This window comes from Streptomyces sp. CNH189, assembly GCF_000527195.1.
In genome coordinates, this window is sequence record NZ_AZUS01000002.1 from 70,630 (window position 1) to 86,593 (window position 15,964).

Here is a 15,964-nt window from a genome sequence, read left to right on the forward strand (position 1 = left end):
TTCCCCCGCAAGGAAGGAAGCGCGTGATGTTCCTCTTTCGCCGAAACGGGCCCCGCGTCACGGTCGACGAGGCACGCAGTCGCACCAGCGGCGATCAGCCCGAGGCCGTCATGCTGGATGTGCGTGAGAAGCCCGAATGGACCACGGGCCACGCTCCGGGCGCCGTGCACGTACCGCTGACGAAACTGGTCGCAGGCGCCACCCTGCCCGCCCAGGCGCAGGGGCGACCGCTGGTGGTGATCTGCCGCAGCGGGCACCGCTCCCAGCAGGCGGCCAAGCTCCTCGCCGAACGCGGAGCCCAGGTGGTGGACGTCGAAGGCGGCATGAACGCGTGGGCCGCTGCCGGGCACCCGGTCGTCGACGAACGCGGGAACAGCGGCCGGATAGCGTGACCGTACTTGTTCTCGCCCTCATCGCCGGGGCCGTCGTCGGTCTCGCCCTCGGAGCCCTCGGCGGCGGTGGCAGCGTCCTAGCCGTACCGGCACTGATCTACCTGCTCGGCTTCACACCGGCCGCCGCCACCACCGCCAGCCTGATCATCGTCACCGCCACCTCCGTCACGGCCCTGTACGCCCACACCCGCGACGGGAACGTGGCATGGAAGACAGGGGCGCTGTTCGCCGCGGCGGGCATCGTCCCCGCCTTCCTCGCGGGGGCCGTCGCCGGGAGCCTGCCCGAAGCCGTCCTGACGTCGGCGTTCGCGGTCATCGCCGCGCTGGCGGCCCTGCGTATGCTGCGTCCGTCCGCGTCCGAGCCGCCAGACCGGATCCGTCCCGGCAAGGCGGCCGGCGCCGGTGCCGGACTCGGCGCCGTGACGGGCTTCCTGGGCGTCGGCGGGGGGTTCCTCGCCGTGCCCGCCCTGGTGAGCGTCCTGGGACTGACCATGCGGCGGGCGGTGGGCACCAGCCTGCTCGTCATCACGGTCAACTCACTCGCCGCGCTCGCCGCTCGCACCGGCACCGGTGGCGGGCTCCACTGGGAGATCATCGGCCCCTTCACCGGAGCTGCGATCCTCGGAGCCTGGGACGGCAAACGGCTGGCGACGAAGATCTCCGGCACCACCCTTCAGAAAATCTTCGCCGGCGTACTGCTGGCGGTGGCGGCCTTCATGCTCGTCGACGTGATCGTCTGAACACGAAGGCCGTCAACAGCCCAGAAGCAGGGACCGGGAGAGCTTCTCCGGCCGACGCGCATCTCAGGACCGCCTGCTGCCCGGCTCCCGTCAGATCAAGTTCCACCACAACTTCCGCACCTGTAAGGACATCTGCCATGACCACACCCACGGCCCTCGCCACCGACGAGGCGCGCACCCGCCTGCACGAACTGACCGTCATCGACGTGCGTACCCCCGGCGAATACGCCGGCGGTCACCTCCCCGGCGCGCTCAACATCCCCCTCGACCAGATCCAGCGCGCGCTGCCCGACATCCGGCACGCCGCCGACCGCGGTGACGTCCTGGTCGTCTGCGCCTCGGGCGCCCGCTCCGAGAACGCCGGCAGGATCCTCGCGGAGAACGGCGTCACGGCGGCCACCCTGTCGGGGGGCACCGGCGCCTGGGCGGCCGACGGCCACGAGCTGCACCGCCCGCAGGGCGCCTCACGTGCCACCTGGGGCATGGAACGGCAGGTGAGGCTCACTGCAGGAGTGATCGTGCTGCTCGGCCTGCTGCTCGGGCTCGTCATCCACCCGGCCTTCCAGTTGCTCTCCGCCGGCATCGCGGGTGGTCTGGTCTTCTCCGCCCTGACCAATACCTGCGGCATGGCCGCCCTGCTCGCCAAGTTGCCCCACAACCGTCCCCGCGCCGCCGACCTCGACAACACGCTTGCCGCGCTGCGCAACCGTTGAGCCACGCGAAGGGATGGGAGGGATCCTGAACCGGACCCCTCCCTTTTCGCCTGCCAGGCATGCGGCCAAGGCGCGCTACCCGTGCGCAGACGTCTCCTCTTCCGGTGACGGCTGCGGATCCCTCCTTCTCAACGTGCGAAGCAGCACCAGCAGTGCCGCCAGCGTCGCCACAGCGGCCGTGATCAGCACGATCAGCCGGTCGGACACCGCTACGCCGAGGTCGGACAACCGCTCTTCCAGGGCGAACTCGGTATCGGTGCGCAACACCGACGGCAGCGCGGACGTGCCGTCGAAGGCGAGGAAAGCCGCACCGAGCGCGATGAACAGCACGCCGCCGACGACCGAGGTGCTGCGCGCTGTGATCGGCGAGCACCTTCTTGCCGCATGGCGCCGCCGTCCCGCCGGACCCCTCAGAGGCGGTAGGGGCATGCACATGCTGCGCGGCGGACGGGGGCGTGCCGGGCCCGCCACGCTCCGCGTGTCCAAAGACGCACAACAGCGCCACCGCGGCTACGAGCAGAGCCGGCACACCGCGGAAGCCGACGTGTGTCGGCCTCTGTGCCACTGCTCGCTTCATCATCGATCCTGCGTCCGCTCGGAGACTCAGGCGGGTGAGCCGGATGTCGGGGTACCCAAGCTCAGGCCAGAGAGAGGAACAGCTTCTCCAGTCGGGTACGCATCTGCTCCCGGTCGCCGGAAGCGGCCATGTCCGCGTCGGTCAGGCAGTGCTGCAGGCCGGTGGCGATGATTGCGAAACCGGCCTTGTCCAGAGCCCGGGACGCCGCGGCGAGCTGGGTGACGATGTCCTCGCAGTCCCGTCCCTCCTCGATCATCTTGATCACACCGGCGATCTGGCCCTGTGCCCGGCGCAGCCGGTTGACCACCGTCTTCAGTTCCTCAGCCGCCATCGCCAGTTCCACAACCCACACTCCTTCGAGATACCCCCTTGGGTATCTTACAGACGGGACAACCCCGACCGGGCAAGGAAAAATCCCCGCGGCACCCACTGCCGTCACCGCTGATCAGGCCAACGCCCGCCTGTACGGCCACACCATCATCGACGAGCGGCCTCGGCGAATACGCCGCAGGCCACCTGCCCGGCGCCCGCAACATTCCCCTCGGACCCGCCCCGCTCACCGGCTTCCTGTCCTTCGGTTGGCCGGCCGGTGAGGCCGCGGGGTCTACGAGGCAGTGGCCAGATCGTTGAGTAACTCGTCGAGGCCCACGACGCGGAACGACTGGAGTCGGCGAATCAACTGCGAGGCGAGGAACGTCCCGGTGTTCGGATGGCCGTACGGCAACGGCGCATCCGGCTGTGCGATGACCTTCACACCGCCCTCGTCCCGGCCGTACAGAGTGCCGTGCACGCCGGTCCTCGGCGTCCCGCAGCACGTGCCCGGTGTCCTGCAGAGCGACACGGGCGGTCAGCGCGTTTGCCAGGGTGCGGGCCCGCCCATGCGGCAAGAAGGAGATGCATGAGGTCAGGCCGACGGGCACATCATGCCGGTCGGAGAGCTCCAGCGCCCGTCCGATGGCCCGCTCGGCCTGGTTCCGGTCACCGAGCTTGCCGAGCGCCCGGTCCACCGCGGCGGCGGCCCGCGCGTGGCGAAGCCCGACGGCGAGCCCAAGACCTTCCGGCTGCTTTTCGTCGACGAGAAGGGCCGAGCGTACAACCGCAGCGTCTTCAACATGGGCGCCTGGAAGCGAGCCCTGGTCGCCGCCGGCGTGATCCCTCCCCGCGAGCGCGGGGCGAGGTACCTCCAGGCGGCTCCTGAGGACGGCATGCACGCCCTCCGTCACGCGTATGCCTCCGTGCTCTTGGACGCGGGGGAGAGCATCAAGGCGCTCTCCGAGTACCTCGGCCACTCGGACCCGGGCTTCACGCTGCGGACGTACACGCACCTGCTGCCGTCCAGCGAGAGCCGGACCCGCAAGGCGATAGACGACGCCTTCACCGGCGCGGAGCCGTTGGAAACCGGAGAGCCCCAGGGCACATCACCACCCCCAGCGATACCAATGTGCCCTGGCCGCCTGACGGCCCCTCCCCGGCACGCAAAAGGGCGAGGCCCGAAGGCCCCGCCCGACCCCTACGAAACCCCAGCTCAAGGCCACACAAGGCAATAAGGCTGATGCCCCGCCTCATGCAGCCGGTGCGAGAAGTCCTGCCACTCGTGGAGCAGTTGGTAGACGTTGAACGCGTCGCGCGGGCCGCCGCGGTCCGGGACCGTCGACCAGATGAAGGCCGCCGCGCCGACCGCTTCCTCGCCTATGTCCCGCAGCGGGTCCACCACCGTCATGGGCAGCTTCACGACCGCGTAGTCGGGGTGCAGGACGACCAGCTCCAGCGGCGGCACCTTGTGCAGGGGAACGCCCTCGATGCCCGTGAGGACCATCGCGGCCATGGTCTCCGGCTTGATCTTGGTGAACATGCCGCCCATGCCCAGCTCGTCCCCGCCGAGCTCCTCGGGGCGCATGGAGATCGGGACGCGGGCCGCGGTGGCGCCGTCCGGCGCACCGAAGTACTTGTACGTCACCCCCACCCGACCACCATTCCTGCTCCCCGCCCCGCCCAGTGGGCCGATCCGCTCCGGCTCGCCGTGTGAACGACGCGTCTGTTCCGTCTCCTCAGCCTCGCGTCGGTGCCTTCCCCGCCGGGCACGTCGAGGACCCAGGTCGTCGGTCCCCTCGCCCAGTCCGCCACCGCGATGCATATCTCCACCCGACTGCTGTTCTAGGACGCGTGGCCCCCGCCGCGCAACCCGATCATCGTGACAGTGACCTCCCCCACGGCCGCCCGCCGAAACGTGCGGTGAAACATCCGACCGCTCGATCTGCGCGGGCCGCGCCCGCCCCGGCCGTGCGGGGTGTGTGCACCAGGGGCCAGTTTCGCAGATCACAGCGGATCCGGGACCCCGATCACCGCCCTGATCGGGGCGGGGAGGCCGTGGAGCGCCCCTGGCCTACCCTGAAACGAGTCACAGCAGCCGCAGCCCGGCGAGATACCCGGGACGTCGGAAAAGGTCGGAGAAGTCGCAGGTCATGAGCGAACTGCCATATTCGTACGAAGCCCCAGCCTCGCAGGCGCTGTTCGATCGTGCCGCGGCCGTCACTCCCGGTGGTGTGAACTCACCGGTGCGTGCCTTCCGCGCCGTCGGCGGCACGCCCCGGTTCATGGTCTCCGGCAGCGGGCCGTATCTGACCGACGCCGACGGGCGGGAGTACGTCGACCTCGTGTGCTCCTGGGGGCCGATGATCCTCGGGCACGCGCACCCCGAGGTGATCGCCGCCGTGCAGGAGGCCGTCGCGCGCGGCACCTCCTTCGGCACCCCCGGTGAGGGCGAGGTCGCGCTCGCCGAGGAGATGGTCGCCCGGATCGAGCCGCTGGAGGAGGTGCGGCTGGTGTCCAGCGGCACCGAGGCCACCATGTCGGCGATCCGGCTCGCCCGCGGTTTCACGCGGCGCAGCAAGGTGGTCAAGTTCGCCGGCTGCTACCACGGCCACGTCGACTCGCTGCTCGCCTCGGCCGGCTCCGGTGTGGCGACCTTCGCGCTGCCCGACACCCCCGGGGTGACCGGCGCCCAGGCCGGCGACACGATCGTGCTGCCGTACAACGACCTCGACGCCGTGCGCGCCGCGTTCGCCGCGCACCCCGGTGAGATCGCCTGCGTGATCACCGAGGCGTCCCCGGGCAACATGGGCGTCGTCCCGCCGCTGCCCGGCTTCAACCAGGGGCTCAGGGACGCGTGCGCCGAGAACGGCGCGCTGTACATCTCCGACGAGGTGATGACCGGCTTCCGTACCAGCCGCGCCGGCTGGTACGGCGTGGACGGCGTGCGGCCCGACCTGATGACCTTCGGCAAGGTCATGGGCGGCGGCTTCCCGGCCGCGGCCTTCGGCGGACGCGCCGACGTGATGGCTCACCTCGCCCCGGCCGGCCCCGTCTACCAGGCCGGCACCCTCTCCGGGAACCCGGTCGCCACCGCCGCCGGGCTCGCGCAGTTGCGGCTGCTCGACGACGCCGCATACGAGAAGGTGGACGCGGTCTCCGCGCGGATCCAGTCGCTCGTCACCGAGGCGCTGAGCAAGGAGGGCGTGGCGCACACCCTGCAGAACGCCTCCAACATGTTCTCCGTGTTCTTCACGGAGAACCCGGTGCGCACCTACGAGGACGCCAAGAAGCAGGAGTCGTTCCGCTTCACCGCGTTCTTCCACTCGCTGCTGGCGAACGGCGTCTACCTGCCGCCGTCGTCCTTCGAGTCCTGGTTCGTGTCCACGGCCCACGACGAGCGGGCCGTCCAGCGCATCGCCGACGCCCTCCCGGCGGCGGCCCGAGCAGCGGCGGAGGCCACCGCGTGAGCTCCGAGAAGATCTTCGAGACCCTCGGGAACGAGGACCTCACCGTCGTCCACCTGATGCGGCACGGCGAGGTCGAGAACCCGGACGGCGTCCTCTACGGCCGCCTGCCCGGGTACCACCTCTCCGAGCTGGGCCGGCGCATGGCCGACCGGGTCGCCGAGCACCTGGCCCCCCGGGACGTCGTGCACGTCTGCGCGTCCCCGCTGGAGCGGGCGCAGGAGACGGCCGAACCCATCGCCAAGGCGCACGGCCTGGACATCGCCACCGACCGGCGGCTGATCGAGGCGGAGAATGTCTTCCAGGGCAAGACCTTCGGCATCGGCGACGGCGCGCTGCGCCGCCCGGCCAACTGGAAGCACGTCGTCAACCCGTTCAAGCCGTCCTGGGGCGAGCCGTACGTGGACCAGGTGGTCCGCATGATGGGCGCGCTGGACGCGGCGAAGGACGCGGCGCGCGGTCACGAGGCGGTGCTGGTCAGCCACCAGCTGCCGATCTGGATCGTGCGGTCCTACGTGGAGAAGCGCCGGCTGTGGCACGACCCGCGCCGCCGCCAGTGCACCCTGGCCTCGCTGACCACGTTCACTTACCGCGGCGACCGGATCGTGTCCGTCGGTTACAGCGAACCGGCCCGTGACCTGGTGCCCGCGCACCTGCGGGCGGGCGCCAGGCCGGTGAAGGGGCAGGGCAAGGCCTTCGGCGCGTGACGCCGGTGTGTCCGCCGTGCGCGGCCCCGGCCGGGGTTTCGTTGCGAAACCTCCGCATCTGACGGGAACCTCCCCCTTCGTCAAGTCCTCTGACTGGGTGACCACTCACGGACGTGACGAAGGGGGATGCCATGCGCACTCTCTCCCGCAGGGGAATGCTCGGGCTCGGCGCGGGGGCCGCTGCCGCCGTCTCCCTGGCCGGATGCGGCGGCCACACCGACTCCGACGGATCCACCCCCGGCGGCGGTTCCCGCACCGGCCACGGCGACGGCCCGACGACGCCGAAGCCGAAACCCACCGCGACGGCCCGTCCGATCGGCGACGGCTCCACCTCCTTCACCGGCAGGCAGCCCCACCAGCCGGACGCGCCCGTGCCGCTGGAGCCGGGTCAGACGCCCCCGCAGTTCGTCGTGTTCTCCTGGGACGGCGCCGGCGAGGTCGGCAACGGGCTGTTCCCGCGCTTCCTCGACCTGGCCAAGGAGCACGGCGCGTCCATGACCTTCTTCCTCTCGGGGCTGTATCTGCTGCCCGAGTCGAAGAAGCGGCTCTACGACCCGCCGAACAACCCGCGCGGCGCCTCCGACATCGGCTACCTCACCGACGCCCACATCAAGGACACCCTGCGCAACGTCCGCCGCGCCTGGCTGGAGGGCCACGAGATAGGCACCCACTTCAACGGCCACTTCTGCGGCGGCTCGGGCAGCGTCGGCAACTGGACGCCGAAGCAGTGGCGTGACGAGATCGAGCAGGCGAAGTCGTTCGTGAAGGAGTGGCGGACCAACTCCGGGTGGACCGACGTGGAGTCCCTGCCGTTCGACTACGACAAGGAACTGGTCGGCGGCCGGACGCCCTGCCTGCTGGGCCAGGACCAGCTGCTGCCCACCGCCCGTGAGCTCGGCTGGCGCTACGACGCCTCCTCGCCCGGCGGGCGGCAGACCTGGCCGTCCAGGAAAAAGGGCATCTGGGACCTTCCGCTCCAGCAGATACCTTTCCCCGGACACTCTTTCGAGGTCCTCTCGATGGACTACAACATGCTCGCCAACCAGTCGGTCAACTCGACCAACGCCCCGGCCCACAACTACCCGGGCTGGCGACGGCAGTCGGCACAGGCGTACATATCAGGCTTCAAGCGGGCATATGAGACGAACCGGGCGCCCTTCTTTGTCGGCAACCATTTCGAGCAGTGGAACGGCGGCATCTACATGGACGCCGTCGAGGAGGCCCTGCGGCACATCGCGCGGGAGAAGGAGAAGGGCGAGGACGTGAGGCTCGTCTCCTTCCGGCAGTTCACCGACTGGCTGGACGTGCAGAAGCCCGCGATGCTCGACCGACTGCGCACCCTGGACGTCGGCCAGGAACCCGCAGGTGGCTGGCAGGCGTTCACCCGTGACCTCGCAGGCGCCACCGCGACCGGAGCCGCCGACCCCGCCTGAGATGCGGGTTTCCACCCGCACCGGGGCGCGCAGGGGGGTGCGCAAGATCCCCAGAACGGGCATGCGAAACTTTTCACATGAGTGCCGCCAGCCGCGCCCCCCAGCGCTCGAACCGAGCCCTCCAGCGCTCGAACCGAGCCGCGCAGAGCTCGAACCGCGCCGCACGCGCCGTGCGCGTCCGCCGTCGCGCCACACTGGCCGCCGGTGCCGCCGCGGCCGCACTGCTGCTGACCGCGTGCGGTTCCGGGGGCACTTCGGGCGGGGGCGGCAACACGGGCTTCGTCACCGGCACCGACGGCATCTCCACCGTCGCCGCCGGCAACCGGGTCGCCGCGCCGGAGCTGTCCGGCCAGACCCTGGAGGGCAAGAAGCTCGACGTCGGCGACTACAAGGGCAAGGTCGTCGTCCTCAACGTCTGGGGCTCCTGGTGCAACCCGTGCCGCGCGGAGGCCAAGTACTTCGCGAAGGTGTCGAAGGAGTACGAGGGCAAGGACGTCCAGTTCGTCGGCATCAACACCCGGGACGGCAGCACCACGGCCGCGCTGGCCTTCGAGAAGGACTTCGGCATCAGCTACCCGAGCCTGTACGACCCGACGGGCAAGCTGATGCTCCGCTTCGAGAAGGGCACCCTCAACCCGCAGGCCATTCCCTCGACCCTGGTGCTGGACCGGGAGGGCCGGATCGCCGCCCGCTCGCTGACCGCCCTCGACGAGGAACGGCTGCGGAAGATGCTCGAACCGGTCGTCACGGAGAAATGACGTGACGGCCCTGCACACGCTCGCCGCGGAGACGGGCTACAACGGCACGGTGCTCAACGGCGCCCTGCTGGTGGCCCTGCCCATCGCCGTGCTCGGCGGGCTGGTCTCCTTCTTCTCGCCCTGCGTCCTGCCGCTGGTCCCCGGCTACCTCTCCTACGTCACCGGCGTCTCCGGCACCGACCTGGCCGAGGCCCGGCGCGGCCGGATGGTCGCCGGCGCCTCCCTGTTCGTGCTCGGCTTCACCGTCGTGTTCGTCTCGGGCGGCGCCTTCTTCGGCTACTTCGGGCAGACCCTCCAGGAGCAGTCGGGCGTCCTGTCCAAGATCCTCGGCGTCTTCATGATCCTCATGGGCGTCTTCTTCATGGGCCTGATGCCCTGGCTCACCCAGCGGGAGTTCCGCTTCCACAGGCGGCCGGCCACCGGACTGGTCGGCGCGCCCGTCCTCGGCGCCCTGTTCGGCATCGGCTGGACCCCCTGCATCGGGCCCACCCTCGCCTCCGTCCTCACGCTCTCCGCCCAGCAGGAGAGCGCCGGACGCGGCGCGGTGCTGACCGTCGCGTACTGTCTGGGGCTGGGCGTGCCCTTCGTGCTGGCCGCCGTGGCCTTCCGCAAGGCGCTCGGTGCCTTCGGCTGGGTCAAGCGGCACTACGCCTGGGTGATGCGCATCGGCGGCACGATGATGATCGCGACCGGTGTGCTGCTGCTCACCGGCGCGTGGGACAGCCTCGTGGCGGAGATGCAGACCTGGTCCAACGGCTTCACGGTGGGGATCTGACCCATGAGCGACACCACGACGGACAACACCACGAAGGCCGGTGACGACCAGGACCTGGGCGCCGCCGGCTCCCAGATGTCCACCGCACCCGTGGAGGACGCGCCCTCGCCCAACCTGCCCGCGCTCGGCGTGATCGGCTGGGCCCGCTGGTTCTGGCGGCAGCTCACCTCCATGCGGGTGGCGCTGCTGCTCCTGCTGCTGCTGTCGCTGGCCGCGATCCCCGGCTCGCTCATCCCGCAGACCGGCGTCGACGAGACCCGCGTCGCCGACTTCCGCGAGCGGCACGACATCCTCGCGCCCGTCTACGACAAGCTCGGCCTGTTCCACGTCTACAGCTCGGTGTGGTTCTCCGCGATCTACATCCTGCTGTTCATCTCGCTCATCGGCTGCATCGTGCCCCGCACCTGGCAGTTCGTCGGCCAGCTGCGCGGCCGCCCGCCGGGCGCGCCCCGCCGGCTGACACGGCTGCCCGCGCACACCACCTGGCGGACCCGGACCGACGCCGGGGAGGTGCGCGAGGCCGCCCTCGCGCTGCTGAAGAAGCGCCGCTTCCGCGCCCATGTCGTCGGGGACGCCGTCGCCGCCGAGAAGGGCTACCTGCGCGAGGTCGGCAATCTGGCGTTCCATCTCGCGCTCATCGTCATGCTGATCGCGTTCGCCTGGGGCCAGCTGTTCAAGTCCGAGGGCAACAAGATCGTCGTCGAGGGCGACGGCTTCTCCAACACGCTCACCCAGTACGACGACTTCAAGTCCGGCAACCTCTTCACCAACGACGACCTGGTGCCGTTCAGCTTCGACGTCAAGGAGTTCACCGGCACCTACGAGCGCACCGGCCCCAACAAGGGCACCCCGCGCACGTACGAGACCGAGGTGACGTACACCGACGGGCCGGACGGCGACGAGAAGCGCGCCGTGATCAAGGTGAACAAGCCGCTGGAGATCGGCGACGCCAAGGTCTACCTCGTCAGCCACGGCTACGCGCCCGTCGTGACCGTCCGCGACGGCAAGGGCCAGGTCGTCTACCGGGACGCCGTGCCGCTGCTGCCGCTCGACAACAACGTCACCTCCAACGGCGTCGTCAAGGTCCTCGACGGCTACCGCAACCCGCAGGGCGAGAAGGAGCAGCTCGGCTTCCAGGCGTTCTTCGTGCCCACCTTCGGCGGGTCCGCGAGCGGCACGATGCTCTCCCAGTTCCCGGCGCTGGACTACCCGGTGCTCGCGCTCAACGCCTACCACGGCGACCTGAAGGCCGACTCCGGCATTCCGCAGAGCGTGTACCAGATGGACAAGACCAAGATGAAGGAGTTCAAGGACGCCGACGGGGAGCTGTTCAAGCAGCTGCTCACCCCCGGCGAGACCATGACGCTCCCCGGCGGCGCCGGTTCGATCACCTTGGAGAAGGACATCAAGGAGTGGGCCGGCTTCCAGGTCGTCCAGGAGCCGGGCGGCGGCTGGGCGCTCGGCGGCGCCGTGGCCGCGATCGGCGGACTGGCCGCCTCGCTGTTCGTCCAGCGCCGCCGCGTGTGGGTGCGCGCGGTGCGCGGTGACGACGGCGTGACCGTCGTCGAGATGGCGGGCCTCGGCCGCAGCGAGTCCGCGAAGGTGCCCGAGGAGCTCGGTGAGCTCGCCGGGATCCTCTACGACCTGGCCCCCGGCGCGCCCGACCCCGAGCCGGACGCCGCACCCTCCGAAGACCCCGGAACGCCCAGCGGATCCGGACCCGCCAAGTCCACCGACCCCGACCCTCAAGCCGTGCCTGCCGAAGGGGCTGAGCAGCAGTGACTCTCGCCGCCGCGACCAACGAGAACCTCGCGGAGATCAGCAATGTGCTGATCTACTCCGCGATGGCGGTCTACACCCTCGCTTTCTTCGCGTACATCGCCGAGTGGCTCCTCGGCAGCCGCAGCAAGGTCGCCCGCACGGCGGCCGCGCTCACCCCGAAGGCGACGGCGGCGACGGCCCCTGCCGTCACCGTCAAGCAGGGCGGCGGCACCGCCGTGCTGGAGCGGCCGAAGGTCGTGGTGCGCGCCGCGTCCGGCTCGCGTGACGTGCCCGACGGGCCCGGGGCGCACGGCGGCGACGAGAAGGGCGACCTCTACGGACGCGTCGCCATCTCCCTCACCGTGCTCGCCTTCCTGCTCTCCGTCGGCGGTGTGCTCACCCGCGCGCTGTCCGTGGAGCGGGCGCCGTGGGGCAACATGTACGAGTTCAACATCACCTTCTCCACGACCGCGGTGGGCGTCTACCTCCTGCTGCTGGCGCTGAAGAAGAACGTCCGCTGGCTCGGCCTGTTCCTGACCGCGTCGGTCCTCCTCGACCTCGGTCTCGCCGTCACCGTCCTGTACACCGCGAGCGACCAGTTGGTCCCCGCGCTCCACTCGTACTGGCTGTACATCCACGTCTCGACGGCGATCCTGTGCGGCGCGGTCTTCTACGTCGGCGCCTTCACGACGATCATGTACCTGTTCAAGGACTCGTACGAGAACAAGCTGGCGAACGGCGGCAAGCCGGGCAGCTTCGCGACGTCGTTCCTGGAGCGGCTGCCCGCCTCGGCCTCCCTGGACAAGTTCGCCTACCGCGTCAACGCCGCCGTGTTCCCGCTGTGGACGTTCACGATCATCGCGGGCGCCATCTGGGCCGGTGACGCCTGGGGCCGCTACTGGGGCTGGGACCCCAAGGAGACCTGGTCCTTCATCACCTGGGTCGCCTACGCCGGCTACCTGCACGCCCGCGCCACCGCCGGCTGGAAGGGCCGCAAGGCCGCCTACCTGGCCCTGCTCGCCTTCGGCTGCTGGCTGTTCAACTACTACGGCGTCAACATCTTCGTCTCCGGCAAGCACTCCTACGCCGACGTCGGCCTGGGCGCGCTCCAGGCGGTCGGTTTCTGACCGGACCCGCACCGCACCACACGGAGGCCGCCCCGGACGACAGTCCCGGGGCGGCCTCCGTCGCGTTCACTCCCCGATGTCCTCGCCCCACAGCTGCGGGTTCCGGGCGACGAAGTCCCGCATCGTCGCCACGCACTCCGGGTCGTCGAGCAGCACGACCTCCACGCCGTGTTCCGCCAGCCAGTCGTGCCCGCCGTGGAAGGTGTCGGCCTCCCCGATCACCACCCGCGAGATCCCGAACTGCCGCACCAGCCCCGAGCAGTACCAGCAGGGCGACAGCGTGGTCACCATCGTCGTCCCCCGGTACGACCGCTGCCGTCCCGCCGCCCGGAAGGCCGCCGTCTCCGCGTGCGCCGACGGGTCCCCGTCCTGCACCCGGCGGTTGTGCCCCCGCCCGAGCAGCGTCCCGTCCGCGCCGTACAACGCGGCCCCGATCGGGACGCCTCCCTCGGCCAGCCCGGCCCGCGCTTCTTCCAGCGCTGTGGCCAGCCAGGCGCGGTCGAGCTGCCTCTCCACGGTGTCCGGACCTCTCGTTCGACTGACGGCGTTTCACCATACGTATACACAACGTCACTTGGGGCTGCGGGGCGTGAAGATGTAGCGTCCCGTCAGTGGTCGAAGGGGGGCCACGGGCACTCGGGGTGACAGGTGGAACGGGGACAGGGTTGAGCGGGGAAGACGTGACCGGCCTCACGGGAAGCGGGGCCGAGCCGCTGCGGGACGAGGACCCGCGGCGGATCGGGCCGATCCCGCTGCTGGGGCGGCTCGGGGCGGGCGGCATGGGCCGGGTGTACCTCGGCGTCCACGAGGGCCGCTACGCGGCCGTCAAGCAGGTGCTGCCCTCGGTCGCCGGCGAGGACCAGGACTTCCTGCGCCGCTTCGGGCACGAGCTGGACAACCTCTCGCGGCTCCCCGACGAGGCCACCGCCCCGCTGCTCGCCGGGGACCGGAACGCCCGGCCGCCGTGGTTCGCCACCGCGTACGTGCCCGGCATCACCCTGCGCGAGGCCGTCGACCTGCACGGCCCCCTGCCCGCCGCGTCGCTGTGGCTCCTGCTGCGGGAGGCCGCCACCGGGCTGGCCGCCGTGCACGCGCTGGACATGGTGCACCGCGACCTCAAGCCGTCCAACGTCATGCTCACCCAGGACGGCCTCACCCTCATCGACTTCGGCGTGGCCCGCGCCGCCGACCAGAGCCAGCTGACCCGGACCGGCATGGTGGTGGGCACCCCCGCCTACATGTCGCCCGAACAGGCCTCGGGGAAGCGGGCGTCCGGCGGCGTGGTCGACGTCTTCGCACTGGGCTCCGTGATCGCGTACGCCGCCTCCGGCCGGCCTCCCTTCGGTGACGAGTCCGGGCACGCCGTGCTGTACCGCATCGTGCACGAGGAGCCCGACCTGGGGCCGCTGCGGGAGCTGGACCCCGAGCTGGCCGACGTGGTCGCGTCCTGCCTCGACAAGGACCACGAGGGCCGGCCCACCGCCGCCGAACTGGCCGCACGCGCCTCCGCGCACGGGCCGTCGGGCACGCCCCCGTGGCCCGCCGTCATCGGCGAGCGGCTGGCCGAGCGCGCCGCCTTCGCCGCCCGCCCGCCCGACCCGCAGGACCTCCCTCCGACCCTCGGCCCGACGGAGGCGGCGGGGGAGGAGGCCGAGGAACCCGCCGGTGAGAAACGGGAGAAGGAGAAGAAGGAGGAGCCGCCCGCGCGGAAGGAACGCCGGCGGCGCATGCTGCCCGTCGTGGTGCCGGTCGTGGTCGTCGTCACCGGCGGCACGCTCGCCTTCCAGCTCCTGCCGTACGTCACGGACTCCGGGAACGCCGCGGGCGGCCCCACGCCTTCCGCGTCCGTGAGCGTCTCCGCCGACGTCACACCGTCGGCGACCGCCGGGTCCGCGAAGCCGTCCCCGTCGGGCAGCCCGTCCGCGTCGAAGAAGCCGAAGGACGACGACGCGAAGGGGCGGGAGAAGGACTCCGACTCCGGGGACACCGGTTCGGGTGCGGGCGCCGGTTCCGGCGACGGGGGCGGCACGGGCGACGGCGGCTCGGACACCCGGCCCGGCTCGGGCGGCGGTGACACCGACACCGGCGACGGCGGCGGGGCCAGCGGTTCCGACGGCTCCGACGGGGGAGGCGGCGGCGGGGCCCCGGGAGGCGGCGGAACCCTGCGCAACGCATCGAGCGGACGGTGCCTCACCGGTTCCGGGGGCCAGGGCTACGGCAACGTCTCCACGGGCGACTGTTCCTCCGCTGCGGCTCAGTGGAGCCTTCAGGGCGCCTCCGGCGGCACGTACCGGATCGTCCACGCCTCGACCGGCGCCTGCCTGTCCGCCTACGGCTCCATGCACATGGTCAGGTGCGGCGTGGACGACGCCCAGGAGTGGCGTCTCGGCTCGGGCGGCACCGTGGTGCTGCAGAAGACCGGCAGGTGCCTGGAGCACTCCAGGCCGAGCGGCATGATCATGGTCCGGGTCTGCGAGGGCACGGTGACCCAGAGCTGGACGCGGACGTGAGCCCGTTCACCGGGTGAGCACCGGCCTCGTCCGCACGATGTGCCACAGCTGCTCCTGGTAGGCGTCGGGCCGGGACGCGCAGGTGCCGTCGGGCTTTTCCTCCAGAACGGTGAGCTCCACCTGCTCCAGCTCCGGGTACTCCGGGCCGGTCTCCCAGACCACGAACCCGAGGAGGACCAACAGCAGTCCGGCGGCCACGACCCACCGGAAAATCGGCTTGTGCCGCATCGCCGCCCCCTGCACGCCGTCCACCACGTCGTGGCTCAGTGTGTCGGGGGGTGGACGCCCGGTGCAGCGGCCGGAACCGGCAATCGGCGGGCCCGGATCCTTCCGGGGCCCGGCAGCGTCAGTCGGTCCGGGGATCCTCGTCCGCGTCCCGGTCCTTCTCCGGCTTCTTGTCCTCGTCGAGGGACTTCAGGAAGTCCGGGTTGTCGTCCGGGGCGACCCACTGGCGGCGGCCGCCGCTTCCGCCCCAGGCGGAACCGCCCGCACCGGCGGGCTGGCGCTTCTTGCCGGCGATGAGCCAGGAGATCGACCCGACCATCGGGAACAGCAGCACGAGGATCGCCCACAGCGGCTTGGGCATGTGACGGATGTCCTCGTCCTTCGTGCTGATGCAGTCGATGAACGCGTAGACGCTCAGGGCCAGTGGCACGAGGAACATCAGCACCCGAAGCATGGGGCCTCTCCAGCGA

The 15,964-nt window shown here is 70.9% G+C and carries 18 protein-coding genes and 1 pseudogene; 12 read left to right on the forward strand and 7 right to left on the reverse strand.

Annotated elements, in window-relative coordinates:
* Nucleotides 1-26: 26 nt before the first annotated feature.
* The 3 genes from B100_RS0103140 to B100_RS0103150 all read left to right on the forward strand — a co-directional run bounded on the left by B100_RS0103140 (nt 27) and on the right by B100_RS0103150 (nt 1,845).
* Nucleotides 27-392, forward strand: coding sequence for a rhodanese-like domain-containing protein (locus tag B100_RS0103140; RefSeq protein WP_024883018.1), 366 nt, complete (start codon nt 27-29; stop codon nt 390-392).
* Entirely contained in the window at nt 389-1,132 is a 744-nt protein-coding gene (locus B100_RS0103145; protein WP_024883019.1) for a sulfite exporter TauE/SafE family protein, read from the forward strand. Before B100_RS0103140 ends, B100_RS0103145 begins: the two co-directional genes overlap by 4 nt.
* 137 nt (nt 1,133-1,269) lie before the next feature.
* Nucleotides 1,270-1,845: a rhodanese-like domain-containing protein gene (locus B100_RS0103150; protein ID WP_024883020.1), complete on the forward strand. Its 576-nt coding sequence runs from the start codon at nt 1,270-1,272 to the stop codon at nt 1,843-1,845.
* Between the two features lie 75 nt (nt 1,846-1,920).
* Here the strand turns inward: B100_RS0103150 and B100_RS0103155 are convergent, their stop codons facing one another.
* The 3 genes from B100_RS0103155 to B100_RS0103165 all read right to left on the reverse strand — a co-directional run bounded on the left by B100_RS0103155 (nt 1,921) and on the right by B100_RS0103165 (nt 3,212).
* Nucleotides 1,921-2,175 (reverse strand): hypothetical protein, encoded by a 255-nt coding sequence (locus B100_RS0103155; protein WP_051489919.1) that lies wholly within the window; start codon nt 2,173-2,175, stop codon nt 1,921-1,923.
* Nucleotides 2,176-2,483: 308 nt separating this feature from the next.
* Nucleotides 2,484-2,765: a metal-sensitive transcriptional regulator gene (locus tag B100_RS0103160; RefSeq protein ID WP_024883022.1), complete on the reverse strand. Its 282-nt coding sequence runs from the start codon at nt 2,763-2,765 to the stop codon at nt 2,484-2,486.
* Nucleotides 2,766-3,026: 261 nt separating this feature from the next.
* A complete protein-coding gene (locus B100_RS0103165) occupies nt 3,027-3,212 on the reverse strand; it encodes a hypothetical protein (RefSeq protein ID WP_024883023.1) in 186 nt (61 codons plus the stop codon).
* A 238-nt stretch (nt 3,213-3,450) separates the two neighbouring features.
* On the opposite strand from B100_RS0103165, the pseudogene B100_RS0103170 reads away from it, so the two are divergent.
* Nucleotides 3,451-3,870, forward strand: a pseudogene (locus B100_RS0103170) (tyrosine-type recombinase/integrase); the annotation flags it as partial.
* A gap of 77 nt (nt 3,871-3,947) precedes the next feature.
* Here B100_RS0103170 and B100_RS0103175 read toward each other — a convergent pair.
* Nucleotides 3,948-4,556: a hypothetical protein gene (locus tag B100_RS0103175; protein WP_199785206.1), complete on the reverse strand. Its 609-nt coding sequence runs from the start codon at nt 4,554-4,556 to the stop codon at nt 3,948-3,950.
* 328 nt (nt 4,557-4,884) lie between these two features.
* Here B100_RS0103175 and hemL point away from each other — a divergent pair, with 328 nt between their 5' ends.
* The 7 genes from hemL to ccsB all read left to right on the forward strand — a co-directional run bounded on the left by hemL (nt 4,885) and on the right by ccsB (nt 12,759).
* Nucleotides 4,885-6,201 carry a glutamate-1-semialdehyde 2,1-aminomutase gene (hemL, locus tag B100_RS0103185; protein ID WP_024883025.1) on the forward strand — a complete coding sequence of 439 codons (1,317 nt, stop codon included), beginning with the start codon at nt 4,885-4,887 and terminating at the stop codon, nt 6,199-6,201.
* Between the two features lie 56 nt (nt 6,202-6,257).
* Nucleotides 6,258-6,905, forward strand: coding sequence for a histidine phosphatase family protein (locus B100_RS0103190; RefSeq protein ID WP_051489929.1), 648 nt, complete (start codon nt 6,258-6,260; stop codon nt 6,903-6,905).
* A gap of 131 nt (nt 6,906-7,036) precedes the next feature.
* Nucleotides 7,037-8,338, forward strand: coding sequence for a polysaccharide deacetylase family protein (locus tag B100_RS0103195; protein ID WP_106966933.1), 1,302 nt, complete (start codon nt 7,037-7,039; stop codon nt 8,336-8,338).
* Nucleotides 8,339-8,415: 77 nt separating this feature from the next.
* The gene (locus B100_RS0103200; protein WP_024883028.1) at nt 8,416-9,096 is read left to right on the forward strand and encodes a TlpA disulfide reductase family protein; all 681 of its coding nucleotides are present in this window, start codon (nt 8,416-8,418) and stop codon (nt 9,094-9,096) included.
* A 1-nt stretch (nt 9,097) separates the two neighbouring features.
* A complete protein-coding gene (locus B100_RS0103205; protein WP_024883029.1) occupies nt 9,098-9,871 on the forward strand; it encodes a cytochrome c biogenesis protein CcdA in 774 nt (257 codons plus the stop codon).
* Nucleotides 9,872-9,874: 3 nt separating this feature from the next.
* The gene (gene resB, locus B100_RS0103210) at nt 9,875-11,653 is read left to right on the forward strand and encodes a cytochrome c biogenesis protein ResB (RefSeq protein WP_024883030.1); all 1,779 of its coding nucleotides are present in this window, start codon (nt 9,875-9,877) and stop codon (nt 11,651-11,653) included.
* Nucleotides 11,650-12,759, forward strand: a complete 1,110-nt coding sequence (gene ccsB / locus B100_RS0103215) for a c-type cytochrome biogenesis protein CcsB (RefSeq protein WP_024883031.1) — start codon at nt 11,650-11,652, stop codon at nt 12,757-12,759. The genes resB and ccsB overlap by 4 nt, the downstream gene beginning before the upstream one ends.
* Nucleotides 12,760-12,825: 66 nt before the next feature.
* On the opposite strand, the gene B100_RS0103220 is transcribed toward ccsB, so the two are convergent.
* A complete protein-coding gene (locus B100_RS0103220; protein WP_024883032.1) occupies nt 12,826-13,275 on the reverse strand; it encodes a nucleoside deaminase in 450 nt (149 codons plus the stop codon).
* A 164-nt stretch (nt 13,276-13,439) separates the two neighbouring features.
* On the opposite strand from B100_RS0103220, the gene B100_RS0103225 reads away from it, so the two are divergent.
* Complete coding sequence (locus B100_RS0103225; RefSeq protein WP_024883033.1) at nt 13,440-15,269, forward strand: serine/threonine protein kinase; 1,830 nt, start codon at nt 13,440-13,442, stop codon at nt 15,267-15,269.
* A gap of 6 nt (nt 15,270-15,275) precedes the next feature.
* On the opposite strand, the gene B100_RS0103230 is transcribed toward B100_RS0103225, so the two are convergent.
* Both B100_RS0103230 and B100_RS0103235 read right to left on the reverse strand, forming a co-directional pair.
* Nucleotides 15,276-15,521, reverse strand: coding sequence for a hypothetical protein (locus tag B100_RS0103230; protein WP_158686697.1), 246 nt, complete (start codon nt 15,519-15,521; stop codon nt 15,276-15,278).
* A 94-nt stretch (nt 15,522-15,615) separates the two neighbouring features.
* Entirely contained in the window at nt 15,616-15,948 is a 333-nt protein-coding gene (locus B100_RS0103235) for a PLD nuclease N-terminal domain-containing protein (RefSeq protein WP_024883035.1), read from the reverse strand.
* Nucleotides 15,949-15,964: the final 16 nt, after the last annotated feature.